This window comes from Aeromonas sp. SE22, assembly GCF_038739755.1.
Classification (GTDB): Bacteria; Pseudomonadota; Gammaproteobacteria; order Enterobacterales; family Aeromonadaceae; genus Aeromonas; species Aeromonas jandaei.
The window spans coordinates 90006-116921 of the sequence record NZ_JBCGFD010000006.1 but is presented as its reverse complement, the minus strand read 5'-3'; the positions used below and the strand labels follow the sequence as shown (position 1 = coordinate 116921).

Sequence of the window (26916 nt, the reverse complement as noted above, 5' to 3'; positions counted from 1 at the left end):
GAGTCTCGGTAGCCCTCGCGGTTGCTGACGATTCGCTGATAGAAAGGCCCAAACCTCAGGTTTGGGCCTTTTTTTATCTGCGTTGGGCTGTGCGGTTCGGTTGCACCTTGCCTTGTGGATAAGTGCTGCTGCCGGGCGTGGCAGGCTCTCAATGGGCGTTCTTTTTGGCGCTGTATCTGGCTTGCTATGGCTGGATGATGAGGGCGTGTTCTTGAAAGCAAGGCTCTGCAGATCGGAAGATGGTCTTACCGGGTCTGCTGGCAGGGGCGGGCTCTTATGGGTGAGCCAAAGCAATCGCTATAAATTTAATTTATGGATTTTGTCTTAATGACCCAGCTCTACCTTATGTGAGCAAAGTGGGCTGCCTGAAGCACTCTGCGGCTTATGCCAGGCCGTTACAGGGCGGTGCCCGATCAGGGGGATAAAAAACGACGCCCTCCACCGGTTGCTATCAACCGATGGAGGGCGTCGCTGCTTGCGCGTTATTGGCGCCAGAACGAGGGGAAGAAGAGTACGGCGACCGTCAGGATCTCCAGTCGTCCCAGCAGCATGCCGAACGACAGCAGCCACTTGGCCGAGTCGGGCAGACTGGCGAAGTTGGTGCTGGGGCCCACCACCGGCCCCATCCCTGGCCCCACGTTGGCAACCGCGGTGATGGAGCTGGAGATGGAGGTGAGGGGGTCGAGCCCGATGGCTGCCAGCAGCGCCGCGATCACCAGAATGATGGCGAAGTAGGCCAGCACGAAGGAGATCATCGAACGGATGATGGCGTCGTTGACCGTCCGGCCGTTGTATTTCTGGGGAAATACGCCGGAGGGGTGCATCAGCTGGCGCATCTGCTTCTTGAACAGGGCAAAGGCCACCTGTACCCGGAAGATCTTGAGCCCGCCCGCAGTCGAGCCCGAGCAGGCGCCAAGCGCCAGCAGCACGATGAAGGTGATGCTGGCCAGCGGCCCCCAGGTGCCGAAGTCACCGAGGCCAAAGCCTGTGGTGGTGAGCACCGAGACGATGTTGAAGCAGCTGATGCGCAGGGCATCCCAGAAGTCGAACAGGTTCCGCTCCCACAGGTAGAAGGTCATGATGGCGGTGACCCAGACTACCAGCCAGAAGAAGCCGCGCACCTGGGCATCCTTGAACAGGCTGTAATCCCGGTGGTTGAGGCTCTGCACGTAAAGCAGGAAGGGCAGGCCACCGAGGAACATGAACAGGGTGCCAATCCAGTGTGCCGAGTTGGAGAAGTGGGACATGGATTGATCGGAGGTGGAGTAGCCGCCGGTACTGAGGGTGGTCATCGAGTGGTTGATCGCCTCGAACAGCGTCATGCCACTGGCCCAGTAGGCCATCATACAGAGCATGGAGAGCACCAGATAGACCAGCACTATGTTGTTGGCCACCGTCTTGGCCCGTGGCGCACTTTTATCCGACCAGTCCGAGCTCTCGGTCTGGAACAGCTTCATGCCGCCGACGTTGAGGTAGGGCAGCACAGCTACCGCCATCACGATAAAGCCGACCCCGCCCAGCCACTGCAGGATGGATCGCCATAGCAGGATGCTGTGGGCCATGTTGTCGAGGCCGGAGAGCACGGTAGAGCCGGTGGTGGTCACCCCCGACATAGTCTCGAAGTAGGCGTCGGTAAAGTTGATGTGGGTGATGAAGACAAAGGGCAGCGCCCCGAAGATACAGGCCACCACCCAGACCGAGGTGGTGAGCAGGAACATCTCCCGCACCCCCAGATGAAACTCCGCCTTGCGCCCGTAATGGAGGCAGAGCAGGGCGGCGCCGTGGGTGATGAGCACCGATTTGAGAAACTCGACGAACCCCTCGGAGCCGGTCAGCAGAGCCAGCAGGGTTGGCAGCCACATGAAGAGCGCCAGCTTGGAGAGCACCAGCCCGAGAGTAAAGATGATGGGACGCAGCTTGATCATGTTCGATAACCTGGTCGGTGATTGAAAAAAGACCCGGAGCATCCCCCTGGTGGGGCTGAGCCGGGTCTGGCGTGACAGTGAGCGGCCATGGGCCCGTTACAGGAAGAAGGGGCTGGGCTGGAACAGCCGTTCCACTTCCGGGATGTACTTCTTGTCCACCAGGAACATGACCACGTGGTCATCCTGCTGGATCCTGGTGCGATCGTGCGCGATCAGCACCTCATCCCCGCGCACTACGGCACCTATGGTGGTGCCCGGCGGCAGCTTGAGCTCGCCTACCGTCTTGCCGACCACCTTGGAGGTGTTCTCGTCGCCGTGGGCAATCGCCTCAATCGCCTCGGCAGCGCCGCGGCGCAGACTGTAGACGTTGGCGATATCGGCCCGGCGCACGTGGGTCAGCAGGGCCGAGATGGTGGCCTGCTGCGGCGAGATGGCGATATCGATGGAACCGCCCTGCACCAGGTCGACGTAGGCGCCGCGCTGGATCAGCACCATGGTCTTCTTGACCCCCATCTTCTTGGCGAGCAGGGCCGACATGATGTTGGCCTCATCCTCGTTGGTGACGGCGATGAAGACGTCGATCTGGTCGATGTGCTCCTCGGCCAGCAGCTCCTGATCAGCCGCATCGCCGCAGAAGACGATGGTGTTCTCCAGCAGTTCGGAGAGCTGCTCCGCCCGCTTCTGGTTGCGCTCGATAAGCTTGACGCTGTAACGCTTCTCCAGCTGACGGGCGAGACCGGCGCCGATGTTGCCACCGCCGACGATCATGATACGGCGGTAGGGGCTCTCGAGGCGCTGCAGCTCCGACATCACGGCGCGGATATGGCCCGCGGCGGCGACGAAGAACACCTCGTCATCCGCTTCGATGATGGTGGTGCCTTGCGGGCGGATCGGGCGGCCCTGACGGAAGATGGCTGCTACCCGGGTCTCGATGTTGGGCATGTGCTCGCGCAGGGTGGAGAGGGCATTGCCCACCAGCGGGCCGCCGTAGTAGGCCTTGACCGCCACCAGACCGACGCGGCCACCTGCGAAATCAACCACTTGCAGGGCGCCCGGATACTCGATCAAACGACGTACATAGTCGGTCACCAGCTGCTCCGGCGCGATCAGGTGATCCACCGGCACCGATTCCGGCAGGAACAGGCGATCCCGCTCGGTCAGATAGGCGGGCGAACGGATCCGCGCCACCTTGTTCGGGGTGTTGAACAGGGAGTAGGCGACCTGACAGGCGATCATGTTGGTCTCGTCACTGTTGGTGACGGCGACCAGCATGTCGGCATCCTGAGCGCCCGCTTCGCGCAGCACCTTGGGGTGAGCGCCATGGCCGTTGACCACCCGCAGGTCAAACTTGTCCTGCAGTTCGCGCAGGCGCTCGCTGTCGGTATCGACGATGGTGATGTCGTTGTTCTCTCCGGCCAGGTTCTCGGCCAGAGTGCCGCCGACCTGGCCGGCTCCCAAAATGATGATTTTCATAGGGAACGTCTACTCACGTTGAGGCAGTAAAGGGGCATTCCGCCAGCATGGCGATTGCCCCGGAAGAAGCATGTCAGCGTCACAGCTTGACCAGCTTGGCGTAGTAGAAGCCATCCATCTCGGCTTCACCCGGCAGGAACTGGCGACCCGGGCAATCCGGAGTGTCCTGTTCGTGCAACGGTACCAATTTGGCATCTTTGGTCGCGGCAAGGAAGGCGCGAATCTGTTCGCGGTTCTCTTCCGGCAGGACGGAGCAGGTGGCGTAGAGCAGGGTGCCACCGCTCTTCAACTTGCCCCAGAGGGCATTGAGAATCCGGCGTTGCAGCTCGGCCAGCTCACGAATGTCCTGATCCCGGCGCAGCCACTTGATGTCGGGGTGGCGACGGATAACGCCGGTGGCGGAGCAGGGGGCATCCAGCAGGATGCGGTCGAACTGGCCCTCCGGCCACCACTGTTCCGGTGCCGCGGCATCGCCGTGGATCACTTTGGCGGTCAGGCCGATGCGATCCAGGTTCTCCTGCACCCGCTTGAGGCGGTTCTCGTCGGCATCAACGGCGACCACGCCAGCCAGCTTGGGCTGACGCTCCAGCAGGTGGGCGGTCTTGCCGCCAGGGGCGGCGCAGGCATCCAGCACCCATTCACCCGGTTGAGGATCGAGCAGGGCGGCAGCCTGTTGTGCTGCGCCATCCTGTACCGAGCAGTCACCGACTTCGAAGCCGGGCAGCTTGGTCACATCGCAGGGACGCTCCAGCAGGATGCAATCCTCGCCCTCTTCACCGGCCACCGCATTGATGCCGGCTTCGGCCATGCGGGCCAGCATCTGCTCGCGGCTCTGGCGCTGGCTGTTGTTGCGGATCCACATGGGGGGGCGCTGGTTGTTCGCCTCCATGATGAACTCCCACTCGTCGGGATAAGCCTGACGCAGGCGCTTGGTGAGCCACTCGGGGTGACCGAGGCGCACGCTCGGTACGCGGTCGATACGCAGCAGAATCACTTCGGCGCTGCGCTGGAAGTTGCGCAGCACACCGTTGATGAGGCCACGCAGGGAGGTGCCCTTGAGCAGCTTGACCGCGTTGACGGTCTCGGCCACCGCGGCGTGAGCCGGAATGCGGGTGTAGATGAGCTGGTAGAGGCCGACCAGGATGAGGTAGTGGAAGATGCGGCTCTTGTTCTTGAGCGGCTTGTCCATCATCTCGTCGACCGCCGCATCGAGGCGGGGCAGCCAGCGCAGGGTACCGTAGCAGAGTTCTTGCAGGAGGGCGCGATCGCGGGGCGCAACCTTCTCCTGGGCAGCAGGCAGAACGGCGGAGAGGGACTGGCCCTGATCCAGCACCTGTTGAATAACGAGAGCAGCCTGTGCGCGTGTTTTCATAGAGTTACCTTAGATGCGCAAGTCGGGGCCTGGGCCCCGCTTGTGTCAATTCAATCCAGTTCAATTCAATTGCGTGCCGGGTTCAAACCAGTCGCGGCGAGAGTTGAGCAGGTCCGTCACGGACATCGCCTTCTTGCCGGGCGGCTGCAGGGTCAGCAGGCGCAGCACCCCTTTGCCGGTGGCGATATCGATCCCCTGCTTGTCGGCCTTGAGCAGGGTTCCGGCGCGCTGGCCATGGTCGCTGTCGATGACGGCGGCTTGCCATACCTTGACGGTCTGGTCAGCCACTTCGAACCAGCTGATGGGCCAGGGATTGAAGGCGCGGATGCAGCGCTCGATGGCGACGGCCTCCATCGACCAGTCGATGCGGGCCTCTTCCTTGGAGAGCTTCTCGGCGTAGTTGGCCAGCGCATCGTCCTGCACTTCGGCCGCAGTGTCGCCGGCGGCCATGGCATCGATGGTGTCGACCAGTGCCTGCGGGCCCAGCTCGGCCAGCTTGTCATAGAGACTGGCGGAGGTCTCGTCGGCGGCGATGGGGCAGGTCACTTTGCGGATCATGGCGCCGGTATCCAGCCCCACATCCATCTGCATGATGGTGACGCCGGTTTCGGCATCGCCCGCCCAGATGGAGCGCTGGATCGGTGCGGCACCGCGCCAGCGTGGCAGCAGGGAGCCATGGACGTTGATGCAACCCAGACGCGGGGTATCGAGCACCGCTTTGGGCAGGATCAGGCCATAGGCCACCACCACCATCAGGTCGGCGCCAAGGGCTGCCAGCTCGGCTTGCGCCTCTTCCTTGCGCAGGCTAGCCGGTTGATAAACCGGCAGATTATGAGCCAGCGCCAGCTCTTTGACCGGGCTGGCGGTGAGCTTCTGGCCGCGACCGGCGGGCTTGTCCGGCTGGGTATAAACGGCGACGACCTCGTGGTCGGAAGACAACAACGCCGCCAGGTGACGGGCGGCGAAGTCGGGAGTACCGGCAAAAATCAGTTTCAACTTATTCAACGGGGCAGATCCTCAGAGGGCTTTGCGATCTTCACGGGCCATCTTTTCCAGCTTCTGGCGAATGCGCTGGCGCTTGAGCGGGGACAAGTAATCCACAAACAGCTTGCCCATCAGGTGATCCATCTCGTGCTGGATGCAGATGGCGAGCAGATCGTCCGTTTCCAGTTCAAACGGCTTGCCGTGGCGATCCAGCGCGCGGATCTTGATCTGTTCGGCGCGCGGCACCAAAGCACGGCTGCCGGGCACGGAGAGGCAACCCTCTTCGATGCCGGTGCTGCCACACTGGGAGATGACTTCCGGATTGATCAATACCAGAGGGTCTTCACGGTTTTCAGAGACATCGATCACTATGATGCGCTGATGAATGTCCACCTGTGTTGCAGCCAGGCCGATGCCTTCCTCTGCGTACATGGTTTCGAACATATCATCTACAATTTGCTGTAACTCGGGTGTAAAGGTCTCGACAGGGGCTGCGACGGTGCGCAAGCGCTCATCGGGAAAACGCAATACATCTAGAATGGCCATAGTTTTTTCTTTAGTTTCGTATAAATGCAGTCAATATTGGCGTAATTCTAGTCATTTACGCCGACAAAAAACAGCAACACTTTGCGCGCAGAAGTAACAGGGAGTGTTATGTATCTGAAGCGAACCATCCTGGCCTGTCTGCTGGTTGCCGCGAGCCCGACTCTGCTGGCCGACCAGCTGAAGCTTAAAGCCGGCTATCCCGAGAGCTATGTCGTGCAAAAAGGCGACACATTGTGGGACATCTCCGGCAAATATCTCTCCGAGCCCTGGCTCTGGCCCCGTCTCTGGAATATCAACCCTCAGATTGCCAATCCCCACTGGATCTACCCGGGTGACGTGCTGCAACTGAGCTGGGTCAATGGCGAACCCCGTCTTGGCAAGGCGATGCAAGGGGGCAAGCAGGTCATCCGCCTGAGCCCGAAAAACCGCTACGAGAGCAAAGCCAATCCGATTCCTACCCTTCCTATCAGCGAGATTGGCCCGTTTTTGCAGACCGACCATATCCTAGCCAACGCTCAGGAAGGCAAAAAACTGCCATATCTGCTGGGGTCGGATGAAAAACATATCGGCATGCTGGAGGGGGACACCCTCTATGTCCAGGGGGCTTTGACCCTGGGCCAGATGTATGGTGTGTACCACCCAGGTGCAATCTACAAGGATCGCGATACAGGCGAACTGCTTGGGCAGGAGGCCGTGCTCACCGGCATAGTTCGGGCGGTGGCGCGCCTGGATGGTGATCGCACCGAAGTTACTCTGACTCACAACCAGAGGGAGGTGTTGCAGGGTGACAAGGTGATGCCGCTACCCGAGCAGGAGAGTATGCCTGCCGTATTCATGCCCAAGGCGGCACCTGCCATCCAGCCGGGTTATGTCGTCGACCTGCCAAGCAAGGCGCGAGGTGGTGGCAAGTTCGACGTGGTGCTCATCAACAAGGGGAGTCGGGATCAGCTGTCGGCTGGCGATGTGCTCGATATCCGTCGTCCCGGCGCTGCGCTGGTGACCAAGAACGGTACTGTCCAGTACAAAGAGCTCTCGTCGGTCTACAACAAGGTGTTTTACAGCAGCAACAAAAAGGCGCCACTGCCTTCCGAAGCGATTGCCCGGGTCATGCTGTTCAAGGTGTATGACAAGCTGAGTTACGGCCTCATCATGCAGAGCAAGGACATGGTGAGTACTGGTTATCAGGTAACTCACTTCTGACCGTGCACTATCCTGACGATCGCCTTGCACTCTGGCTCGCGCTGGATGCCGTCACCGGGATTGGTCCGGTGACGGCATCCCGTCTGCTGGAGCGGGTTAGCGGCGATATTCAGCAGCTGTTTCAGTGTGACGAAACGCAGTTGCACCAGATGGGGCTGTCGCCAGAGCAGATCCGCCAATTGCGCTGGCCATCACCTGTTGTCGAGCAGAGCCTGATGTGGGCTACTCAGCACGGCAATGCACTACTCCCGCAGGATCATCCCGCTTACCCTCCCTTGCTCAGGGAGATCCCCGCCGCCCCCTTGCTGCTCTACTGCCGTGGCGAGCTTTCTGCTTTGTCTCTTCCACAGCTGGCGATGGTGGGGACCCGCCATCCAACCTATGCCGGCAAGGATAATGCAGCCCGTCTTTGTAGCGAGCTGGTTGGCTGTGGCTTGGCAATTACCTCGGGTCTCGCGCTTGGCATCGATGGCGTCTGCCATCAGCAGGCCCTGACCGCCGGAGGCATGACCCTGGCGGTGTTGGGGTCAGGTCTGGATCAGCTCTATCCCAAACGTCATCACGCGCTGGCGGCGGCGATACTCGAGCGGGGCGGCGTATTGATTTCCGAGCTGGCGCCGGACAAAGGGCCGCTGGCTGAACATTTTCCCCGCCGCAACCGTATCATCAGTGGCCTATCCCTTGGCACTCTAGTGGTTGAGGCAACCGAGCAGAGTGGCTCGCTCATTACGGCGCGCTATGCGCTTGAGCAGGGCCGCGAGGTATTTGCGGTGCCCGGAGCGCCGCAAAACGGGCAGGCAACCGGGTGCAATAAATTAATTCAGCAGGGGGCCAAACTTGTGTTGAGTGCGGCCGATATAGTGGAAGAGCTGCCCGAATGGGCTGTGCGGTTGCCGGAACCGGTCGTATCATCTGAGCAATCGCATAATAGCGAATTGCCTTATGCAGATTTGTTGGATAACGTAGATTACGAGACCACAAGTGTGGATACCGTCGCCGAGCGGGCCCAGCTTCCTGTCGAAGTGGTATTAGGCAGGTTGGTAGAGCTGGAGCTGGCCGGAGCAGTCACGGCGGTCGCCGGTGGATACGTCAGAGCGAGGAGGGTGAATCATGTTTGATGTATTGATGTACCTTTTCGAGACCTACATCCACAGCGATGCAGATGTGATGGTCGAGCAGAATGAACTCACCGACGAGCTGAGCCGTGCCGGCTTTGACAAGGAAGAGATCGACAAGGCGCTGACCTGGCTGGAGCGGCTGGCCAATCTGCATGACAGCGAGCGGGAGGTCTATGTAGCCGCCAGCGCGCAAGGTTCCATGCGTATCTATGCTCCGCAAGAGCTGGCTCGTCTCAGCACCGAGTGCCGCGGTTTCCTGCTGTTTCTGGAGCAGGCTCAGGTACTCAACGCCGAGACCCGCGAGATCTGCATCGAGCGCTTGCTCGAGCTGGATAAGCCGGACATCGAGCTGGATGACCTCAAGTGGGTCGTCATGATGGTGCTATTCAACGTGCCGGGCAGTGAAAATGCCTACCAGCAGATGGAAGAGCTGGTGTTTGACGAGTCAGACGGCGTCATTCACTGACAGTCTGGTGCCGCGCTGGTAGAATTCAGACCATCTGGATTTAAAGGCGCGGCCCATGTCAAAAATCGATCATCACCTCTTTTCAGCCCACGAACATGCCTTCGAGCGCGAGACGTGCCCGCAGTGCGGGGCCGAGCTGGTGATCCGTCAGGGCAAACATGGCCCTTTTCTTGGTTGTTCTGCCTACCCCGCCTGTGACTATATTCGTTCGCTGACGCCATCCGGCCGCGATATCGAGAAGGTGCTCGAGGGCTCTGCCTGTCCCGAGTGCGGTCAGCCGCTGGCGATCAAGAAGGGGCGCTATGGTCTGTTTGTCGGCTGTACCCACTATCCGGCCTGCCAGCATATCGAATCCCTGCAGGAGAGCGACGATACCCAGATCCTCTGCCCGGAGTGTGGCAAGGGCCATCTGGTGAGCCGCACCTCCCGCTACGGCAAGCAGTTTTACTCCTGCGACGGCTATCCACACTGCAAATATGTGGTGAATGACAAGCCGGTTCCCATGCCTTGCCCGCAGTGTGGCTGGGGCATCATGGTGGAGAAAAAGGTGCGGGGAACGCTGCGCTGGGTCTGTCCGCAAAAGAAATGCGGCCATCAAAGTGAGCGGGTATAATCGCGCCGCCATAACGGAACTAAAACGTTTTCGGCGAACTTCAACCCCCCACTTGGAGTAAGGAAATTCCCACCATGAAGAAACCCTTTGTTGCCGTACTGATGGGCTCGGACTCTGATTTCCCCGTGATGCAAGCCACCCTTGAAGTGCTCAAGTCGTTTGATATCACAGTGGAAGTCAAAGTGACTTCAGCCCACCGGACTCCGGCTGCGACCCACCAGTATGTGACCGATGCCGAGGCCCGTGGCTGCAAGGTATTTATCTGTGCTGCCGGTCTGGCTGCCCATCTGGCAGGGGCAGTTGCAGGTATCACCACGCGTCCCGTGATCGGGGTGCCCATCGATGGTGGCCCGCTGAAAGGGCTGGATGCGCTGCTCTCTACCGTGCAGATGCCGGGCGGCGTACCGGTAGCGACGGTTGCCATCGGCAAGGCGGGAGCCAAGAATGCCGGTTATCTGGCAGCCCAGCTGCTGGCTGTCGCTGACGACGAGCTGGCCGCAAGAGTGCGTGCCGAACGCCAGAAGAGCGCCGAAGAGGTGATGGCGAAAGATGCTGCCCTGCAGGCGCAGCTCAAGTAAGTTTCTAGGTGGCCGCCAGTTACACGACCTTCCCCTCCGGGATGCCGGGTTTGCAACGGTGGCCATTGTGTTGATAGCAACCCAATGATGAGGCGGCAGCTGGACTGCCGCATTTTTTCTGATGCAAAACGAATTTGAACAAGCGGTTGCCGCGCTCGAGAGCGAAGGGGTGATCGCCTATGCAACCGAGGCGGTCTTTGGCCTGGGTTGTGATCCGGACTCTGAACTGGCCGTGCAGCGTCTGCTCGATATCAAGCAGCGTCCGGTGGAGAAGGGCTTGATCCTTATTGCGGCCGAGCTGGGGCAATTGCTCGATTATATCGATCTGAGTCAGCTCACCGCAGAGCAGCTGGCTCGGGTTGAGGCCAGCTGGCCAGGCCCTTTTACCTGGATCATGCCTGCCAAGCCCGACACACCCTCATGGCTGACCGGTCAGTTCGATACGTTGGCAGTGCGGGTCACGGCGCATCCGCAGGTACAAGGGCTGTGTCGGGCCTTTGGCAAGCCGCTGGTCTCTACCAGCGCCAACCTGACTGGCGAAGAGCCGGCTCGCCGCGTGGCCGATATCGGCGAACTGCTGGCAAGCAAGCTGGCCTATATCCTGCCGGGTGAGGTGGGTGGACAAGCCAACCCCTCCGAAATCAAGGATGCCAGAAGCGGCGCAATCATCCGCCCTTCCTGAGTGGCAGACCGCTTTGCGGCCATGCCGGCGGGCTAGCCCGCCTGTAATATCACTATAAAAAATGAGCGGGACTCTGTAGATCCCGCCTGAGCTGGAGACAAGATGAGCAAACCGGATGTGGCCCGGGTCAAGGCCTTTCTGCTGCAGTTGCAGGACGAGATCTGCCGTGGCCTGGAGCAGGCCGATGGCAGCGGACACTTTGTGGAAGATGCCTGGAGTCGTGAAGGCGGTGGCGGCGGTCGCACCCGCGTGCTGCGCCATGGTGCAGTGATCGAGCAGGGTGGGGTCAACTTCTCCCATGTGTATGGGGATGCCATGCCGGCTTCTGCCACCGCTCATCGACCCGAACTGGCCGGTCGCAAGTTCGAGGCGATGGGGGTCTCTCTGGTGATCCATCCGCACAACCCCTATGTGCCGACCAGCCACGCCAACGTCCGTTTTTTCATTGCCGAGAAAGAGGGCGAAGAGCCCATCTGGTGGTTTGGCGGTGGTTTTGACCTGACGCCTTTCTATCCGTTCGAAGAGGATGTTCGCCACTGGCATCAGGTTTCTCACGACCTCTGTCAGCCGTTTGGAGCGGATATCTATCCGGAATTCAAATCCTGGTGCGATCGCTACTTCTTCCTCAAGCATCGGGACGAGACACGCGGCGTCGGTGGCCTCTTCTTCGACGACCTGAATCGCTGGCCCTTTGCCGACAGTTTTGCCTTTATGCAGGCGGTGGGTAACGGCTACCTTGCGGCCTATCTGCCGATTATCGAACGACGCAAAGATCTTGCCTATGGCGAGCGGGAGCGGGAGTTCCAGCTCTATCGTCGCGGACGTTATGTGGAGTTCAATCTGGTGTTCGATCGGGGCACCCTGTTCGGGCTGCAAACCGGTGGCCGTACCGAGTCGATCCTGATGTCGATGCCGCCTCTGGCTCGTTGGGAGTATGACTGGCAACCGGCCGCAGGCAGTCCGGAAGCCTTGCTCTACACTGATTACCTCAAGCCACGCGAGTGGTTGTGAACGAAGGGGCCATAACGGCCCCTTTTTGTTAGCCGATATTCGACTTGTTCCCGCAGGGGAAAAACCGTTAAATCGGGAGATTGCCCTATAAAGGAACTGTTTGATGGATCGTTATCTGGTTTTTGGCCACCCGGTGCGCCACAGTAAATCCCCTTTCATTCACACCCTGTTTGCCAGACAGACCCAGCAAGAGCTGGAGTACGGGTTGGCCGAACCTGCGGTGGATGAATTTGCCAACACTCTGCGGGACTTCTTTGCTCGGGGCGGCAAGGGTTGCAACGTCACTGTGCCGTTCAAGGAGCAGGCATTTGCGCTGGTTGACCGGCTGAGCCCAAGGGCAAAACGGGCGGGGGCAGTCAATACCATCAAACTGACCGATGACGGTGTGCTGCTTGGCGATAACACCGATGGTGCCGGGCTGGTGGTGGATCTCAAGGCACATGGTGTGACATTGACCGGCAGCCGGATCCTGCTGCTGGGGGCAGGAGGCGCCGCTCGAGGTGCTCTGGCTCCACTGCTGGCCGAACATCCGGCCGAGGTGGTGATCGTCAACCGTACCCACGCCCGGGCAGAACAACTGGCTGCCGAATTCCGCGACCTGGGTAGTGTCAGCGCCCTGACGTATGAACAGCTGGCCGGTCATTTCGATCTTGTTATCAACTCCACATCGGCCAGTCTGCAGGGTGAGCTGCCGCCGCTGGCTCCCGGTCTGATCCACGCCGATATTGCTATCTACGACATGATGTATGGTGCAACGGATACCCCCTTCATTGGTTGGGCCAAGCAACATGGCGCCCGTCAAACCATGGATGGGCTCGGCATGCTGGTCGAACAGGCTGCCGAGGCGTTTACCGTGTGGCGTGGAATCCGTCCCGGGACTAAACAGGTATTGAGAGAGTTGAAGCGTAACTTGGGGGTGATATGAACCAGGGTATTCTGTTTCCTGATCTGATGGAGTGGCAGGCCCAGGAGATGCGAGTGCATTTTCCTGCCCAGCAGATGGGGGCTCTGATCAACTGCTATATCAGCCTGCGTCGGCTGGAGAAGATGACTGGTCTGGCTCTGAGCCGAGAGGATGACATCCTGCGAGCGTTCGAAAGCGTACGTTTTGATATTGAGGATTTTGCGGAAAAACTCATTGAAGAACAATCATTTGCTGAAGATGGCGCCATCTATCTGTAGATTTTCAAAGTTTTTTTCCTTTGCAGCGGAACTTCATCGATTTTCTGCTGACTAACTTGATAGTTGAGGAAGTGCTAGCTAGTCACCTTTATAACTCCCCGGTATTCGTACTGGGGATTTTTTTATCTACTTGAAATAAAAGTATTTTTTATAAAGCAAAAACTCGTGAAACTAAATTACATAAATTACTTTCACTTTTTGCTGCTTTGCTGTACAGTTGTCTGCGTAGGGTACAGAGGTAAGATGTTCTATCTTTCAGACCTTTTATTTCACGTAATTGAATGTGGCTGAATAGCGGCCCCGATGAGTTTCTCGTCGGGGTGTTTTTTTATGTGCAGCATTTAGAGTAAAAGCTTTAATTTGTCGATGCGTTTGCTAAAATGGGGTCGATTCTTGAGGTACACCGGTCGTCTGGTGCTCGAGATTCAGCTTCTTCCCAATTTTTTGAACTTATTGTTTAAGGCTGGATGGCAGAACTGTCGTCCGGCCTCATTTTTATCCCTTCTCTGCTCGCGATGTAATTAAATTTCATTTTTTGTCGTTTTTGGTGATTTTCATCCCTGATGTGGGGGCAGATATGAAAACGATATCAAAAACATGAAAAGTTAATTATTCTCGAGAATTAATTGTCTATCTATATGAATTTCAACCACTAACTCGCTCTTGCCAGGAGTGATATCTGATGTGTGGGCTGGGTTGTGAGGACTGTAGGGATCTGAAAGTCTTTCAATCAGCGGAGGGGGACTCCGCCAATTGCGAGACTAGCGAGGAGTGGATCACTCCCCGGCGGGTTCTTGCTCATCCGCTGCAATGTGAGAGTCATCGGCTCCGGCGACATACCAGTTGGTCAGGGTCTGGGCCAGTTTTTCTACCCCGATATTGCTGAGGGAAGAGAAGGCTTCAACCTGGATCTGGGAACCCAGGCTGGCTACGGCCTGGCGCACCTTGATCACCTGATTGTTGCGAGGGCCGGGGCTCAGCTTGTCGGCCTTGGTCAGCAGCAGCATAACCGGCAGCTCGCGATGAGCGCTCCACTCCAGCATGTTCATATCGGTATCTTTGAGCGGATGACGGATATCCATCAGGATTACCAGTCCTTTCAATGACTCACGACGTTGCAGGTACTCTGCCAGTGACTTTTGCCACTTGAGCTTCATTTCCAGTGGAACCTGGGCATAACCATAACCCGGCAGGTCGACCAGACGTTTGCCCGGTTCCAGCTCAAACAGGTTGATCAGCTGGGTGCGGCCGGGGGTTTTACTGGTTCGGGCCAGGTTCTTGTGTTTGGTTAACGTGTTCAATGCAGATGACTTACCGGCGTTGGAACGGCCAGCAAACGCGATCTCGACACCCCCATCATTTGGCAGGTGGCGGATGTCGGGTGCGCTGGTCACAAAATGCACCTTATTGAAATTGAGAGTTTGTGTATCCAACGTAAATTCCCCATGGAGATAGAGGGTTATAGAGTTACTTTTTTGTAAAAAGGTGTAAAATGGCGTCGCTTAAACGCGTTTATTTTAACATGCCTTCAGCGGCATGGGATCTGGAAGCCTAATAACTAAAAGTTGGAACGCCATGAAGAACCTAGTCATTACTCTTGCTCTGATGGTTGGCGTAACGGGGATGGCACAAGCCAAAGGCGATGCCGCTGCGGGACAGGCCAAGGCTGCAGTTTGTGCGGCTTGTCATGGACCGGACGGAAACAGCCTGATTGATATGTACCCCAAAATTGCTGGTCAGCACGCATCATATATCAAAAAGCAGTTGGTTGAACTGAAGGCTGCCGCTTCTGGCCAAATTGGTCGGGTTGCGCCCGTTATGGGGCCGATGGCTTTGCCTTTGTCGGATCAGGACATGGATGACCTGGCGGCTTACTTCTCCAGCCAGAAAGTGACTCCGGTGGCCGTTCCTGATGACGTTGTTGCTGCAGGCAAGGCGCTTTATATGGGTGGCGACATGAGTCGCGGCCTGCCAGCCTGTACTGCTTGCCACGGACCGCGAGGTTCCGGGGTGGAGCAGGCCAAATATCCCAGTCTCTCCGGGCAGCACCCTGCCTATATCAAAGCGCAGCTGACCGGTTTCCGTGCCGGTACTCGGGACAACGACCCGAATGGCATGATGCGCGACGTTGCCAAGAAGCTGACTGATCAGGATATCGATGTGTTGTCCAAGTATGTTGCAGGACTGCACTAAGCTGATTGCGTTACCTGCAATTGATGAGAAACGGGGAGCTTGGGCTCCTCGTTGTTTTTATGGTTTTCAGATCATTCTCGGTTTAATCCTCTCGTTATGTAAGAGATCTTCCATTCCCGCGGCAGGCCAAGGCTCATAGATTTGTATAAAATTTAAAATAAAAGATATTTATCAATGGCTTATTGCTTTGTTGCGATTTTCTGAGGCATTGGGATCTATTCAGGTAGATTGAGCGCCTTTATAGAGCTGATACATTAAGTTCAATGGATTTATCCACGGAATGGATAGCGGTTTCACAGTGGGATGCTGTGAGCACAGGATGTTTGGCATGGCGGGATGCCATGGGTTCGCAAGAACTGGCAAGGGATTGAAAGATCAGGATGGTGACCATCTCCGGAGCGGGATGGAGTTGCGGGATGCAGGCTCCCCGGCACGATGGCAGGATGCGGTCGGAACGGGTCAAACAGGCACACGCACATTCAGGAACGACCACAAGAAGGTCAGGATGACCATATAAAGATATGATGTGGCAACAAGTCGTCATGGACGGGACAAAACAGGCTGTTTTGCCATTCAGGATGATCCTCACACAGACATATCAAGGCAGCTTCGGCTGCCTTTTTTCTTATTGGGTCATTAACCCGATCAGCCTTTCTGTGTCAAAATACCAGCAATATGCCCAGAGGATACCGATCCTGCGGTGTTCAGTGGCCCTGACGGGCCGGATTGATGCGGGATCCTGCTGATGTTCCGGTTTCACTGTTCCCCAGAATTGCATCCCGCCGGGTGAGATCATCCCGGAGTCGGGCTCAATCCAGTTATTTTTCGGAGTTATCCATTCATGTCTGCCAAACAACCCAATCGCAAGCCTGCTGGCAAGCGCAAAGAATCAGAAGCCAGTGCTCAGGAAGGTCGTGAGCGGAAACGTGCGGCCAAGCGCAAGGGCTTGAAAGCGGGCTCTCGCCAGCAAGTCGAGCAGCAGAAAGGCAAGTCAGCCGGCAAACAGGCCAAGGATCCGCGTATCGGTTCACGCAAGCCGGTCGCTCTGATTGTTGAAGAGAAGGGCTCCAAGTCCACCGTATCCAAAGCGATAAAAGAGAAGAAGCTGGTGATGACTCCGGAGCAGGAGCTGGCATCCATCGAGAATGATGACCGTCTCAATGATTTGCTGGATCGCCTCGATGCCGGTGAAACCCTGGAAGCGGCCGAGCAGGCCTGGGTTGACCAGCGGGTTGACCGCTATCAAGAGCTGATGGATGAGCTTGGCATCATCGACAACGACGATGATGAAGAGACCGACGAAGCCTTCGAGGAGAGCGACTATGAAGAGTCGTTCCAGCCGGCTTCCGAAGATGAGCTGTGGGATCGCTTTACCCAGGTCGATTATCAGCCCGAGACCAAGCCTGAGCCGAAGAAGAAGTGATGAGTGGATGGATGCTGGCCGCCCTGTCGGGCGGCCTGATTTTGTCCGGACTGGCCATCTATGCAGGTATGCTGCTGGCCAGACTCCGACGCCAGCAGGCGATGCAGTGGCAGGCCATTGCAGCTCGCAATGAACGAATCCTGGAGAGCGTGCGGGTTATTGCCCATGCGGTGCAGGAGGGGCAGTGCGACTACTCCGAAGGAGCCATTCGGCTGACCAATCTGCTGGATGCGCTGCAGATCAAGGATGGGCGCCCTTTTGCCAGCGAATTTCCCGGTCTCTACGGGTTATACGAGAAGGTGAAGGATATGCCGACCCATGAGGCGCGGCGTGCACTCAAGCGCAATGAAGTGATGAAGATGGATCTCGAGCGCAGCGGTTATGAGGCCGAGCTGGAAGCCCAGATCCTCAAGGATGTGGCACAACTGAAGGATTTTCAGTTAAGCCGATAAGCCATTGATAACAAAAAGAGAGGAAGCGAGCGTGCAAGCAGGACAGATTGTGTGGGATCAGGCCCTGATCGAAAAATATAACTACAGCGGCCCGAGATATACCTCCTATCCCACGGCACTGGAGTTCAACGAGAACTTCGGTTATCCGGATTTTGTTCGTGCTGCCGGGCAGTACCCCGAGCGCCATCTTTCTCTCTACGTTCACATCCCCTTCTGTCACAAACTTTGTTACTACTGTGGCTGCAACAAGGTCATTACCCGTCATCAGCACAAGGCTGACGAGTACCTCGATTATCTCGAACGGGAGATCAAGGCGCAGGCTCCGCTATTCAAACAGCGGCTGGTTACCCAGCTGCACTGGGGCGGTGGCACTCCTACCTATCTCAATGAAAGCCAGACCCGGCGTCTGATGGCCATGCTGCGCGAGCACTTCCATTTTGCTGATGAGGGCGAATTCAGTATTGAAGTCGATCCGCGCGAGATTGAACTGTCGATGCTGGATGTGTTGCGAGAAGTCGGGTTTAACCGTATCAGCCTGGGCGTGCAGGACTTCAACAAGGATGTGCAGGTTGCCGTAAATCGCGAGCAGGATAACGACTTCATTCGCGCCATGCTGGAACGAGCCAGAAAGCTGGGCTTTCGCTCAACTAATCTCGACCTGATTTACGGTTTGCCGCATCAAAACAAAGAGAGCTTCCATCATACGTTGGAAGAGGTGCTCAAGACGGATCCGGCGCGTCTCTCCATCTTCAACTATGCCCATCTGCCCAGCCGCTTTGCCGCGCAGCGCAAGCTGAAGGAAGAGGATATGCCTGCTCCGCAGGAGAAGCTGGCCATGTTGCAGGGGACTATCGCGTTCCTTACCGGCCGCGGTTATCAGTTCATCGGCATGGATCACTTTGCCAAGCCGGATGACGAGCTGGCTGTGGCACAACGCGAAGGCAAGCTGCATCGCAACTTCCAGGGCTATACCACCCAAGGGGATTGCGATCTGCTTGGGCTGGGCGTCTCCTCCATCAGCATGATCGGCGATGCCTACTCGCAGAATCAGAAAGAGCTCAAAACCTATTACGGTCAGGTCGAGGAGTTGGGGCATGCACAATGGAAAGGGTGCTCGCTCAATCAGGATGACCTGATCCGCCGTGAAGTGATCAAGCGGCTTATCTGTGACTTTAGTTTGAACTTCATCACCATTGAGCGGACATTTGGCTTGGATTTCAAAGAGTACTTCGCCGAGGATCTCAAGCTGCTACAGACCTTTATCGACGATGGGCTGGTGCGTATGACGGATACGGGGCTTGAGGTGTCTTCCACGGGGCAGCTGTTGATCCGCAATATCTGCATGTGCTTCGACGTCTACCTGCGCAACAAGGCTCGCCAGCAGCAGTTCTCTCGCGTGATATAAGTTTTGCTTGCTGGTCAGAAAACAGAAAGGGGCGCCATCAGTGGCGCCCCTTTCATATGCATGTCTTTTGCTTGAGCCAGTGACGCTGGAAAGTCTTGGCAAGAAAGAGCTGCGAGTGGGGCAAGCAATTGCCCGGTGAAACGCAGATAAAAAGATGGGGGCGACTTGCGTCGCCCCCGGTAGTCGTATCGCTCATATCCTTGAACGAAGTTGCTCCCTGCAATCCCTGACTGTTTACCTCTTCCTTTAGGTTTCCCCTTCCCAATCCTTTGGGGTGTCCTTTAGCCATCTTGGCCTGACGAGTCATCCTGTCCCGCCGCACTTTCTCCGTCCTGGGAGGTGTCCTTTGCCACATCCTGTGACTAGTCCATTTGCCCAACCCTGGCAGCCAGTCTTCCTGACCGACTTCATTGCGTCCGTGCATGAGTAACTATAAGGATTTTCCAGGAGGCGACAATGGCAAGATGGAAAACGTTTTTGTGTTGATAGTTAACGAAAGCAATGTCTTTCGATTTATTTGATATAAAACATTGTGTTATTGGATTTTACTGCTGTTTTTAAGACGTTATCTTCCGATTATTTCGAGAACATTTTGAGCGTATTGCTCACATCCTTAATGGCTGATCTCTTACGAGGCATTATGGTTGCTTTGGAAACCAATATGTCGTCCTGATGGTGATGTCTTTCACCAGCAGGAAAAGGGGAATTTGAGCAAGAAAAGGCGGTGTCAGGAGCGCTGATTGAGCCGTTCGTATATGGTCTGCCGCTCTTCAGGGCTGAGCGATGAGAAGTAGTGAGTAAAGAGGCGCAGTAGCAGAGATTTGTTCATGCCGTCCTGCTGGGTCAGATTGCCTAACTCATCGATGGCGACGGTACTCATGGAGAAGGTCGCCTTCTTGTAACTGGGCTTGAGGTGTTCACCGCTCTCGATGAATGCCAGTGCCGTCAGTGCTTCGTCCCGGTGCAGGCTCAGCTCCAGACTGACCACCTTGGGCTTGCCTTTGGCGTAGAACTCCGCATCTTCGATAAACTCGTCGACGGTAAAGTTCTTCTGGTGATGAAGCTGGTGCTTCTTCTTCAGATCGGCCAGACCCATCTCACACCCCCACTTGCAGGAACTCTTTGGCAATGGCTCGGATCTCTTCGGCGGATTTGCCATCCGGCTCGATCTCCATCACCGATAACCCCTTCTCCTCGCTGTCGTCGTAGACGTTGCGTCCATAGGTGATGGCATTGAGCACATCTACCCCAAAGGAGGAGCAAACCTCTTTCGCTTCCAGAATCCGTTTTACCTGATTGGGCAGGGACGGGCACTGGGTCAGCACCACAGCCGCATTGAGGGCAGGGTTGACCATCTTGCAGGTGGTGATGAGATCTTCCATATGGGGCAGGGTCTTGAGATCCCGGCGTTTGGGGCGCAGCGGTATAAGAGCGTGGGTGGCGACTGCCATGGTAGAACGTAGCGCCCGGTTGTCTTGTCCACCACAGTCAACGATAACGTAGTCGTAGCGGTTTTTCAGACTGAGCAGGTCGTTACGGATATTGCCGTAGAGCTGGACGCAGTTGATTTGTGGCAGTTCCGGATTGTCATTGCGTTCCTGAATCCAGTCGGAGGTGGTGCGCTGGGGATCGCAGTCGACCAGCAAAACTTCCCCCTGAAACTGGGATCTGAGGTAGACCGCCAGATTTTGCGCCAGGCAGCTCTTGCCACTCCCTCCTTTTTCTCCGCCAACCAACAAGATCATGACGTTCCCCTATCCATGAGAAAACCGCTGTTTTCAGTATAGGAGGGGCTGCTCTCATAACAAGGCAGGAGGTGGTTTGCCTCCCGCCCAATCTATTAGTAGTGCTGACTACCGCCGCTGGAGCGGCACACATAGTCGGGTACCAGCGTCTGGGGAGCCTTGTCGACATGGCATACCACCATGGGCACGGCCGGGGCTCCTTCTGCCTGCGTGAGGCTGGGTACGAGAGGCAGCAACAGGGTTGCGAGCAGCAGCATGGACTTCATTTTCATAACAACTCCTTGGTAACACCATTCATACGTGATCTGGATCACTTTTTGAGTTAAGCCGAGGTTCGACCCAGCGCAAGGAAGAGCGAATAAATTCAGCCAATGAAAAAACTCTCAAAAGGAACCTGATGGCAGGTACTGAATCTCTGGCGGCCAAGATGCTGACTTTGTGCATATTAATGAGCAACAGATAGCTGGGGGGTAATGATATGAGCCGCAGTGCGACCAAGCTGGCGTGAATGCCATGATCTGGGACAAGAAAACAATTATGCAGAGTGAGAAGGATGGGTGACTTTTTATTTGTTGGTTAGAGGCTATGAGAGGGTGACATTATTCATATTAGTGCATGGTAAATTCACGGAATATTTTTGATTCAACTTAACTTATTGAAATTAATGACATTGCCTTTTTATCTCTATCCATTTTGAGAGTGATGACATGAATGAAATGGCTTTCAATATGAAATATAAAGGGCTTTTTTTAAGTATGTATGCGGGCTTGGTGAATAAGAGAATGTGGGATCTGTTACCCTTATCAAAGATCTTTTCATGAATTTATTCAGTTCTGAGTGAATGTGATCAATCTCTAAGTTTGCAGTGATTGGCAGGTCTAACCTCGCTCTCGAAAGGCAAGGGCAGGATAGAACATAAGCCGAGTACCCTACATAAAGAATATCCCGCCTTAGCCACGAGCATGAATAGAAGGAATCTATTCAATCACTCGCAGGGACCACTGCTAGACGGAATATAATCATGAGCAAATTTTATGTAGGTTCTGAAGTTGGCCAATTGCGCCGTGTCATGTTGCACCGCCCCAACCTCAGTCTGAAGCGTCTGACTCCTTCCAACTGCCAGGATCTGCTGTTCGATGACGTCCTGTCTGTTGAACGCGCCGGTCAGGAGCACGACAAATTCGCTCAGGTACTGCGCGATCAGAATGTCGAAGTTTTCCTGCTGACCAATCTGCTGGCCGAGACTCTGGATGTGCCGGAAGCCAAAACCTGGCTGCTGCAACATCAGGTCTCCGACTATCGCCTCGGTTCTTCTTTTGCCAACGACGTGCGCTGCTTCCTGGCTGACATGCCGCACCGCGAGCTGGCCCGCATTCTCTCCGGTGGCCTGACCTACTCCGAGATGCCCTACAGCGGCGTCAACATGGTAGTAGGCATGCACGCACCGACCGATTTCATCATCGAGCCGCTGCCCAACCACCTCTTTACCCGCGACACCTCCTGCTGGGTTTATGGTGGCGTCTCCATCAACCCGATGGCCAAGGCCGCTCGTCGTCGTGAGACCAACCATGTGAAGGCCATCTACCGCTGGCACCCGCAGTTCGCTGGTCAGGACTTCATCAAGTACTTCGGTGACGAGGATCGCGACTACGACAACTCCACCATCGAGGGTGGCGACGTACTGGTCATCGGCCGCGGCGCCGTGCTGATCGGCATGTCCGAGCGCACCACCCCGCAAGGTGTAGAGCATCTGGCTCGCGGCCTGTTCAAACATGGCCAGGCCAAACAGGTTATCGCCATGCAACTGCCAAAACACCGCAGCTGCATGCACCTAGATACCGTGATGACTCACATGGATATCGACACCTTCTCCGTCTATCCGGAAGTCATTCGCAAGGATGTGAACTGCTGGAGCCTGACTCCGGGCGGCGCTACCGGCATGAACATCAAGGAAGAGGGTTACTTCGTCACCGCCATCGAGAAGGCGCTGGGTGTCGATCAGCTCAAGCTCATCACCACTGGTGGTGACACCTTCGAGGCCGAGCGCGAGCAGTGGAACGACGCCAACAACGTGCTGACCGTGCGCCCCGGCGTGGTGGTGGGTTACGAGCGCAATACCTACACCAACGAGAAGTACGACAAGGCTGGCATCACAGTGCTGCCCATCCCGGGTGAAGAGCTGGGACGTGGTCGCGGCGGCGCCCGCTGCATGAGCTGCCCGATGGAACGCGACGGCATCTAACAAGACGGCGTGGCGCCGGCAGAAGCTGGCGCCACACAGAACCAAACTCGAGATTAACCACTATGAAAAAACCAACTGTCGTCGTCGCTCTGGGTGGCAATGCTCTGCTCCGTCGTGGTGAGCCCCTTGAAGCGGATATCCAGCGCAAGAACATCGCCACCGCCGCCAAGACCATCGCCCTGATCGCTCAGGAGTACAACGTGGTGCTGGTGCATGGCAACGGCCCGCAAGTCGGCCTGCTGGCCCTGCAAAACAGCGCCTACACCAAGGTATCCCCCTATCCGCTGGATGTGCTGGGTGCCGAGTCCCAGGGCATGATCGGCTACATGCTGATCCAGGAGCTGAAAAACCTGATGCCGAGCCGCAACGTTACCGCGCTGCTGACTCAGGTGCAGGTCGATCCCAAGGATCCGGCATTCGCCAACCCGACCAAATTTATCGGCCCCGTCTATGAAGAGGCTGAAGCCCGCACCCTGGCAGAAGAGAAGCACTGGGTGGTCAAGGCTGACGGCAAGTTCTTCCGCCGCGTAGTGCCGTCCCCGCTGCCCCAGCGCATCGTCGAAGGCGACGCCATTGAAACCCTGATTGCCCAGGGTCACCTCATCATCTGTACCGGTGGTGGTGGTATCCCGGTGACCTGGGATGGCCAGAGCCTGACCGGTATTGAAGCCGTCATCGACAAGGACATGTCTGCCGCCTATCTGGCCAAGCAGATCAAGGCTGACGCCCTGCTGATCCTGACCGATGCCGATGCCGTCTACCTGGATTGGGGCAAACCGACCCAGCGTCCGCTGCGAGTCACCAGCCCGGACGAGCTGGCCGGGGTCAAGTTCGACGCAGGTTCCATGGGACCGAAAGTCGAAGCCTCCTGTGAATTTGTCAAAGCGACCGGCGGCATGGTCGGCATCGGCTCTCTGGAAGATGGCCTCGCCATCCTCAAGGGTGAAGCCGGTACCAATATCGTCGCCACCCGTACCGTGAATGCGTAATTGAAACTCGGCCCTCCGGGGTCTGCACAAATCTGTACTGAAGAATGCGTAGTCAACACTACTGCCTAAATTGGTCTGAACAAATATAGAGAGAACTCATCATGGCTTTTAATCTGCGTAACCGTAACTTCCTGAAACTGCTGGACTTCACCCCGCGCGAAATCCAATACATGATCGATCTGGCCATCGACCTGAAGAAAGCCAAATACGGTGGCTACGAGCGCAAGCATCTGGTCGGCAAGAACATTGCCCTGATTTTCGAGAAGACCTCCACCCGCACCCGTTGTGCGTTTGAAGTGGCGGCCTTCGACCAGGGCGCGCAAGTCTCCTACCTTGGCCCAAGCGGTTCCCAGATCGGTCACAAGGAGTCCATGAAGGACACCGCCCGGGTACTGGGTCGCATGTATGACGGTATCGAATACCGTGGCTACGGTCAGGAGATCGTGGAAGAGCTGGGTGCCTACGCCGGTGTACCGGTGTGGAACGGCCTGACCAACGAATTCCACCCGACCCAGATCCTGGCTGACTTCATGACCATGCTGGAGCACGGCAAGGGCAAGCGTCTGGATCAAATCAAGTTCGCCTACCTGGGTGATGCCCGCAACAACATGGGTAACTCCCTGATGGTCGGCGCCGCCAAAATGGGTATGGATATCCGTCTGGTTGCTCCGAAAGCCTTCTGGCCGGAAGAGGAGCTGGTTGCCAAGTGCCGCCTGATCGCCGAAGAGACCGGCGCACGCATCACCCTGACCGAAGATGTCAAAGAGGGTGTGCTGGGCACCGACTTCCTCTACACCGACGTTTGGGTATCCATGGGTGAAGCGAAAGAAGCCTGGGATCAGCGCGTCAAACTGATGACTCCGTATCAGGTCAACATGGATGTCATCAACGCCACCAAGAACCCGGATGTGAAGTTCATGCACTGCCTGCCGGCGTTCCACAACGACGAGACCACCATGGGCAAGGAAGTGGCTGACAAATATGGCATGAAAGGTCTGGAAGTGACCGAGGACGTGTTCGAATCCGAGCACAGCATCGTGTTCGACGAGGCCGAAAACCGGATGCACACCATCAAGGCAGTGATGGTTGCTACGCTGGGCGACTAAGGTCGCAGTAGTGGTGCCGGGGGGTGACCCCCGGCTTTTCGACCATGTGACAGCGGCATAATACCTCTAACCCTACAACCCGCAGCCTGCATGGATACCACACCCACAGAAGGAAGCTGGACCATGACCAAATTCAAGTTCCCGTCAGCCTACACGATACTGTTTGTGCTGATCGCCCTGGTGGCCGCCCTGAGCTGGATAGTGCCGGCCGGCAAATATGAGATGACCATGAACGAAGCCCTCGGCAAAGAAGTGCCGGTGGCGGGTACCTACAAGCTGGTAGAGGGCAATCCCCAGGGGATCGTCGACGTGCTGCTGGCGCCGATCGATGGTCTCTACAACCATGACACCTATCAGGCAGGCGCCATCGACGTCTCCCTGTTTATCCTGATCATCGGTGGTTTTCTTGGCATTGTGACCAAGACCGGTGCTATCGATGCCGGTATCGAACGCGTGACCGACCGTCTGCGTGGCCGTGAAGAGTGGATGATACCGATCCTGATGGCGCTGTTCGCCGCAGGCGGCACCATCTACGGCATGGCCGAAGAGTCGCTGCCGTTCTACACCCTGCTGGTGCCGGTGATGATGGCCGCCCGCTTCGACCCGGTGGTGGCTGCTGCAACCGTATTGCTGGGCGCCGGTATCGGTACTCTCGGTTCCACCATTAACCCGTTTGCGACCGTTATCGCTGCCAACGCGGCCGGTATCTCCTTCACCGATGGTATCTGGTTGCGTGTCGCCATGTTGGTGGCCGGCTGGCTGATCTGCGTTGCCTACGTCATGCGTTACGCCAAGATGGTGCGCAACGACCCGAGCAAATCGCTGGTGGCTGACAAGTGGGATGAAAACCGTGCCCATTTCCTCGGCAACAAGAGCGACCAGATGCTGGAGTTCACCCTGACCCGCAAGATCGTGCTGGGTATCTTCGTCGCCGCCTTTGCCGTGATGATCTACGGTGTGGCCGTGCTGGGCTGGTGGATGGCGCAGATCTCCGGCGTTTTCCTGGCTGCTGCCATCATCGTCGGCCTCATCTCCCGCATGAGCGAGGAGGAGCTGACCTCAAACTTCATCGACGGTGCTCGCGACCTGCTGGGCGTAGCCCTGATCATCGGTATCGCCCGCGGTATCGTGGTGGTGATGGACAACGGCATGATCACCCACACCATCCTGCACAGTGCAGAAGGGATCGTGACCGGCCTCTCCACCGTGGTGTTCATCAACGTGATGTTCCTGCTGGAAGTGGTGCTCTCCTTCCTGGTGCCGTCCTCCTCCGGTCTGGCCGTGCTGACCATGCCGATCATGGCGCCGCTGGCCGACTTCGCCAACGTAGGCCGCGAGCTGGTGGTGACTGCTTACCAGTCTGCCTCCGGTCTGGTGAATCTGGTGACCCCGACCTCCGCCGTGGTTATGGGCGGTCTGGCCATCGCCAAGGTGCCTTATGTGCGCTACCTGAAGTGGGTGGCTCCGCTGCTCGGTATCCTGACCGTGCTGATCGTGGCCTGCCTGAGCCTGGGTGCCATGCTCTAATCCAGAGACAAGATAACGCTGAAAACGGGAGCCGCTGGCTCCCGTTTTTTATGGGCGCAAGTAGTGATGGACACAAAGTAGCGGCCAACAAAAAGGCGACCCTGAGGTCGCCTTTTGCTTGTTCTATGTGTGGCAGTAGCTAGCGCGCCTGCTCCAGCGTACGCACCACGGCGGCGTGGGCCTGACGGGTACGGCTGATATGGCGCGGCGCGACCAGCACCACGTCGTTGCCGGCCACAGCGCCCATGATCTCGGGATTGGCGTTGCGATCGAGCAGGCGGGCCACCACGGTGGCGGCGCCGGGAGTGGTGTGGATCAGCACCATCTGCTGGTTGTGCACCACTTCGCGCACCATGTCGTGGATGGAGCGGGTGCTGCCGGCGGGCTCCAGCTGCTCGTCGACCAGGGTGTAGACCTTCTTGCCGTTGGCATTCTGCGCCTTGGCGACGCCGAGACGGCGCAGCAGGCGGGAGATGGTGGACTGGCTGATGTCGGCAAAGCCCCGCTCCGACAGCTCGCGGCGGATCTCTTCCTGAGTGCTGTAGCAGTGCTGGCCGATGATCTGGCGACAGGCATCCAGCTGGGCCAGATCGGGCTCTTGGGCAACGGGACGGCTGAGGGTTTTGACCACGGCGACTTCCTTTGACGATGATCGGGAATGAGCGCTCGATATCTGCCAAATTT

The 26916-nt window shown here is 57.1% G+C and carries 27 protein-coding genes; 17 read left to right on the top strand and 10 right to left on the bottom strand.

From position 1 onward, the window contains the following. Positions 1 to 482 precede the first annotated feature (482 nt). The 5 genes from AAHA39_RS12080 to def all read right to left on the bottom strand — a co-directional run bounded on the left by AAHA39_RS12080 (position 483) and on the right by def (position 6300). Positions 483 to 1925, bottom strand: coding sequence for a TrkH family potassium uptake protein (locus tag AAHA39_RS12080; RefSeq protein ID WP_041209496.1), 1443 nt, complete (start codon positions 1923 to 1925; stop codon positions 483 to 485). Between the two features lie 96 nt (positions 1926 to 2021). Continuing rightward, on the bottom strand, positions 2022 to 3398 hold the full coding sequence (gene trkA / locus AAHA39_RS12075) for a Trk system potassium transporter TrkA (protein ID WP_320655736.1): 1377 nt from the start codon (positions 3396 to 3398) through the stop codon (positions 2022 to 2024). Positions 3399 to 3477: 79 nt separating this feature from the next. Continuing rightward, on the bottom strand, positions 3478 to 4770 hold the full coding sequence (gene rsmB, locus AAHA39_RS12070) for a 16S rRNA (cytosine(967)-C(5))-methyltransferase RsmB (protein WP_320655735.1): 1293 nt from the start codon (positions 4768 to 4770) through the stop codon (positions 3478 to 3480). 60 nt (positions 4771 to 4830) lie between these two features. After that, entirely contained in the window at positions 4831 to 5775 is a 945-nt protein-coding gene (fmt, locus tag AAHA39_RS12065) for a methionyl-tRNA formyltransferase (protein ID WP_320655734.1), read from the bottom strand. A gap of 12 nt (positions 5776 to 5787) precedes the next feature. After that, a complete protein-coding gene (gene def / locus AAHA39_RS12060) occupies positions 5788 to 6300 on the bottom strand; it encodes a peptide deformylase (protein ID WP_041209500.1) in 513 nt (170 codons plus the stop codon). 108 nt (positions 6301 to 6408) lie between these two features. Here def and AAHA39_RS12055 point away from each other — a divergent pair, with 108 nt between their 5' ends. The 9 genes from AAHA39_RS12055 to AAHA39_RS12015 all read left to right on the top strand — a co-directional run bounded on the left by AAHA39_RS12055 (position 6409) and on the right by AAHA39_RS12015 (position 13150). After that, positions 6409 to 7500: a LysM peptidoglycan-binding domain-containing protein gene (locus AAHA39_RS12055; RefSeq protein ID WP_320655733.1), complete on the top strand. Its 1092-nt coding sequence runs from the start codon at positions 6409 to 6411 to the stop codon at positions 7498 to 7500. Positions 7501 to 7502: 2 nt separating this feature from the next. After that, complete coding sequence (gene dprA, locus AAHA39_RS12050; RefSeq protein ID WP_320655732.1) at positions 7503 to 8618, top strand: DNA-processing protein DprA; 1116 nt, start codon at positions 7503 to 7505, stop codon at positions 8616 to 8618. Next, positions 8611 to 9084, top strand: coding sequence for a DUF494 family protein (locus tag AAHA39_RS12045; RefSeq protein ID WP_041209503.1), 474 nt, complete (start codon positions 8611 to 8613; stop codon positions 9082 to 9084). The genes dprA and AAHA39_RS12045 overlap by 8 nt, the downstream gene beginning before the upstream one ends. Positions 9085 to 9139: 55 nt before the next feature. Then, the gene (locus AAHA39_RS12040) at positions 9140 to 9697 is read left to right on the top strand and encodes a DNA topoisomerase family protein (RefSeq protein ID WP_320655731.1); all 558 of its coding nucleotides are present in this window, start codon (positions 9140 to 9142) and stop codon (positions 9695 to 9697) included. A gap of 74 nt (positions 9698 to 9771) precedes the next feature. Next, positions 9772 to 10275, top strand: coding sequence for a 5-(carboxyamino)imidazole ribonucleotide mutase (purE, locus tag AAHA39_RS12035; protein WP_033114778.1), 504 nt, complete (start codon positions 9772 to 9774; stop codon positions 10273 to 10275). Positions 10276 to 10396: 121 nt separating this feature from the next. Beyond that, positions 10397 to 10957 carry a Sua5/YciO/YrdC/YwlC family protein gene (locus tag AAHA39_RS12030; protein WP_043850707.1) on the top strand — a complete coding sequence of 187 codons (561 nt, stop codon included), beginning with the start codon at positions 10397 to 10399 and terminating at the stop codon, positions 10955 to 10957. Between the two features lie 102 nt (positions 10958 to 11059). Then, positions 11060 to 11968 (top strand): oxygen-dependent coproporphyrinogen oxidase, encoded by a 909-nt coding sequence (gene hemF / locus AAHA39_RS12025; protein WP_320655730.1) that lies wholly within the window; start codon positions 11060 to 11062, stop codon positions 11966 to 11968. Between the two features lie 103 nt (positions 11969 to 12071). Then, positions 12072 to 12893: a shikimate dehydrogenase gene (gene aroE, locus AAHA39_RS12020; RefSeq protein ID WP_320655729.1), complete on the top strand. Its 822-nt coding sequence runs from the start codon at positions 12072 to 12074 to the stop codon at positions 12891 to 12893. Further along, positions 12890 to 13150, top strand: a complete 261-nt coding sequence (locus AAHA39_RS12015; protein ID WP_041209509.1) for a DUF1488 domain-containing protein — start codon at positions 12890 to 12892, stop codon at positions 13148 to 13150. The genes aroE and AAHA39_RS12015 overlap by 4 nt, the downstream gene beginning before the upstream one ends. Before the next feature lie 776 nt (positions 13151 to 13926). On the opposite strand, the gene yihA is transcribed toward AAHA39_RS12015, so the two are convergent. Then, entirely contained in the window at positions 13927 to 14583 is a 657-nt protein-coding gene (gene yihA / locus AAHA39_RS12010) for a ribosome biogenesis GTP-binding protein YihA/YsxC (protein ID WP_209297589.1), read from the bottom strand. A 142-nt stretch (positions 14584 to 14725) separates the two neighbouring features. Here yihA and AAHA39_RS12005 point away from each other — a divergent pair, with 142 nt between their 5' ends. The 4 genes from AAHA39_RS12005 (at position 14726) to hemN (ending at position 18623) form a co-directional block, all read left to right on the top strand. Then, positions 14726 to 15343, top strand: a complete 618-nt coding sequence (locus AAHA39_RS12005) for a c-type cytochrome (protein WP_033114784.1) — start codon at positions 14726 to 14728, stop codon at positions 15341 to 15343. An 841-nt stretch (positions 15344 to 16184) separates the two neighbouring features. After that, positions 16185 to 16766 carry a Der GTPase-activating protein YihI gene (gene yihI / locus AAHA39_RS12000; RefSeq protein ID WP_208737602.1) on the top strand — a complete coding sequence of 194 codons (582 nt, stop codon included), beginning with the start codon at positions 16185 to 16187 and terminating at the stop codon, positions 16764 to 16766. Between the two features lie 11 nt (positions 16767 to 16777). Beyond that, positions 16778 to 17218: a DUF2489 domain-containing protein gene (locus AAHA39_RS11995; RefSeq protein ID WP_124242169.1), complete on the top strand. Its 441-nt coding sequence runs from the start codon at positions 16778 to 16780 to the stop codon at positions 17216 to 17218. Positions 17219 to 17249: 31 nt separating this feature from the next. After that, positions 17250 to 18623: an oxygen-independent coproporphyrinogen III oxidase gene (gene hemN, locus AAHA39_RS11990; RefSeq protein ID WP_208737603.1), complete on the top strand. Its 1374-nt coding sequence runs from the start codon at positions 17250 to 17252 to the stop codon at positions 18621 to 18623. 727 nt (positions 18624 to 19350) lie between these two features. Here the strand turns inward: hemN and AAHA39_RS11985 are convergent. The 3 genes from AAHA39_RS11985 to AAHA39_RS11975 all read right to left on the bottom strand — a co-directional run bounded on the left by AAHA39_RS11985 (position 19351) and on the right by AAHA39_RS11975 (position 20640). Then, the gene (locus AAHA39_RS11985) at positions 19351 to 19719 is read right to left on the bottom strand and encodes a hypothetical protein (protein WP_033114790.1); all 369 of its coding nucleotides are present in this window, start codon (positions 19717 to 19719) and stop codon (positions 19351 to 19353) included. A gap of 1 nt (position 19720) precedes the next feature. After that, positions 19721 to 20368, bottom strand: a complete 648-nt coding sequence (locus AAHA39_RS11980) for an AAA family ATPase (RefSeq protein WP_041209517.1) — start codon at positions 20366 to 20368, stop codon at positions 19721 to 19723. A 95-nt stretch (positions 20369 to 20463) separates the two neighbouring features. Continuing rightward, a complete protein-coding gene (locus AAHA39_RS11975; protein ID WP_165791442.1) occupies positions 20464 to 20640 on the bottom strand; it encodes a hypothetical protein in 177 nt (58 codons plus the stop codon). 749 nt (positions 20641 to 21389) lie between these two features. Here AAHA39_RS11975 and arcA point away from each other — a divergent pair. The 4 genes from arcA to AAHA39_RS11955 all read left to right on the top strand — a co-directional run bounded on the left by arcA (position 21390) and on the right by AAHA39_RS11955 (position 26232). After that, a complete protein-coding gene (gene arcA, locus AAHA39_RS11970) occupies positions 21390 to 22610 on the top strand; it encodes an arginine deiminase (protein ID WP_041209518.1) in 1221 nt (406 codons plus the stop codon). Between the two features lie 62 nt (positions 22611 to 22672). Next, positions 22673 to 23599 (top strand): carbamate kinase, encoded by a 927-nt coding sequence (gene arcC / locus AAHA39_RS11965; RefSeq protein WP_005356275.1) that lies wholly within the window; start codon positions 22673 to 22675, stop codon positions 23597 to 23599. A gap of 101 nt (positions 23600 to 23700) precedes the next feature. Continuing rightward, a complete protein-coding gene (argF, locus tag AAHA39_RS11960) occupies positions 23701 to 24705 on the top strand; it encodes an ornithine carbamoyltransferase (protein WP_033114793.1) in 1005 nt (334 codons plus the stop codon). 123 nt (positions 24706 to 24828) lie between these two features. Further along, positions 24829 to 26232, top strand: coding sequence for a YfcC family protein (locus AAHA39_RS11955; protein ID WP_043850717.1), 1404 nt, complete (start codon positions 24829 to 24831; stop codon positions 26230 to 26232). Positions 26233 to 26371: 139 nt separating this feature from the next. Here the strand turns inward: AAHA39_RS11955 and AAHA39_RS11950 are convergent, their stop codons facing one another. Then, positions 26372 to 26863: an arginine repressor gene (locus AAHA39_RS11950; protein WP_041209520.1), complete on the bottom strand. Its 492-nt coding sequence runs from the start codon at positions 26861 to 26863 to the stop codon at positions 26372 to 26374. Positions 26864 to 26916 lie beyond the last annotated feature (53 nt).

What these genes read in the sequence shown, in the direction of transcription:
- arcA (WP_041209518.1), top strand. Translation starts at nt 21,390, where the DNA reads ATGAGCAAATTTTATGTAGGTTCTGAAGTTGGCCAATTGCGCCGTGTC.
- AAHA39_RS12080 (WP_041209496.1), bottom strand. Translation starts at nt 1,925, where the DNA reads ATGATCAAGCTGCGTCCCATCATCTTTACTCTCGGGCTGGTGCTCTCC.
- AAHA39_RS11955 (WP_043850717.1), top strand. Translation starts at nt 24,829, where the DNA reads ATGACCAAATTCAAGTTCCCGTCAGCCTACACGATACTGTTTGTGCTG.
- AAHA39_RS11995 (WP_124242169.1), top strand. Translation starts at nt 16,778, where the DNA reads ATGCTGGCCGCCCTGTCGGGCGGCCTGATTTTGTCCGGACTGGCCATC.
- arcC (WP_005356275.1), top strand. Translation starts at nt 22,673, where the DNA reads ATGAAAAAACCAACTGTCGTCGTCGCTCTGGGTGGCAATGCTCTGCTC.
- argF (WP_033114793.1), top strand. Translation starts at nt 23,701, where the DNA reads ATGGCTTTTAATCTGCGTAACCGTAACTTCCTGAAACTGCTGGACTTC.
- hemF (WP_320655730.1), top strand. Translation starts at nt 11,060, where the DNA reads ATGAGCAAACCGGATGTGGCCCGGGTCAAGGCCTTTCTGCTGCAGTTG.
- AAHA39_RS12005 (WP_033114784.1), top strand. Translation starts at nt 14,726, where the DNA reads ATGAAGAACCTAGTCATTACTCTTGCTCTGATGGTTGGCGTAACGGGG.
- purE (WP_033114778.1), top strand. Translation starts at nt 9,772, where the DNA reads ATGAAGAAACCCTTTGTTGCCGTACTGATGGGCTCGGACTCTGATTTC.
- AAHA39_RS12030 (WP_043850707.1), top strand. Translation starts at nt 10,397, where the DNA reads ATGCAAAACGAATTTGAACAAGCGGTTGCCGCGCTCGAGAGCGAAGGG.
- AAHA39_RS12015 (WP_041209509.1), top strand. Translation starts at nt 12,890, where the DNA reads ATGAACCAGGGTATTCTGTTTCCTGATCTGATGGAGTGGCAGGCCCAG.
- AAHA39_RS12055 (WP_320655733.1), top strand. Translation starts at nt 6,409, where the DNA reads ATGTATCTGAAGCGAACCATCCTGGCCTGTCTGCTGGTTGCCGCGAGC.
- trkA (WP_320655736.1), bottom strand. Translation starts at nt 3,398, where the DNA reads ATGAAAATCATCATTTTGGGAGCCGGCCAGGTCGGCGGCACTCTGGCC.
- AAHA39_RS12040 (WP_320655731.1), top strand. Translation starts at nt 9,140, where the DNA reads ATGTCAAAAATCGATCATCACCTCTTTTCAGCCCACGAACATGCCTTC.
- AAHA39_RS11975 (WP_165791442.1), bottom strand. Translation starts at nt 20,640, where the DNA reads ATGAAAATGAAGTCCATGCTGCTGCTCGCAACCCTGTTGCTGCCTCTC.
- AAHA39_RS11985 (WP_033114790.1), bottom strand. Translation starts at nt 19,719, where the DNA reads ATGGGTCTGGCCGATCTGAAGAAGAAGCACCAGCTTCATCACCAGAAG.
- rsmB (WP_320655735.1), bottom strand. Translation starts at nt 4,770, where the DNA reads ATGAAAACACGCGCACAGGCTGCTCTCGTTATTCAACAGGTGCTGGAT.
- AAHA39_RS11980 (WP_041209517.1), bottom strand. Translation starts at nt 20,368, where the DNA reads ATGATCTTGTTGGTTGGCGGAGAAAAAGGAGGGAGTGGCAAGAGCTGC.
- def (WP_041209500.1), bottom strand. Translation starts at nt 6,300, where the DNA reads ATGGCCATTCTAGATGTATTGCGTTTTCCCGATGAGCGCTTGCGCACC.
- aroE (WP_320655729.1), top strand. Translation starts at nt 12,072, where the DNA reads ATGGATCGTTATCTGGTTTTTGGCCACCCGGTGCGCCACAGTAAATCC.
- yihI (WP_208737602.1), top strand. Translation starts at nt 16,185, where the DNA reads ATGTCTGCCAAACAACCCAATCGCAAGCCTGCTGGCAAGCGCAAAGAA.
- AAHA39_RS12045 (WP_041209503.1), top strand. Translation starts at nt 8,611, where the DNA reads ATGTTTGATGTATTGATGTACCTTTTCGAGACCTACATCCACAGCGAT.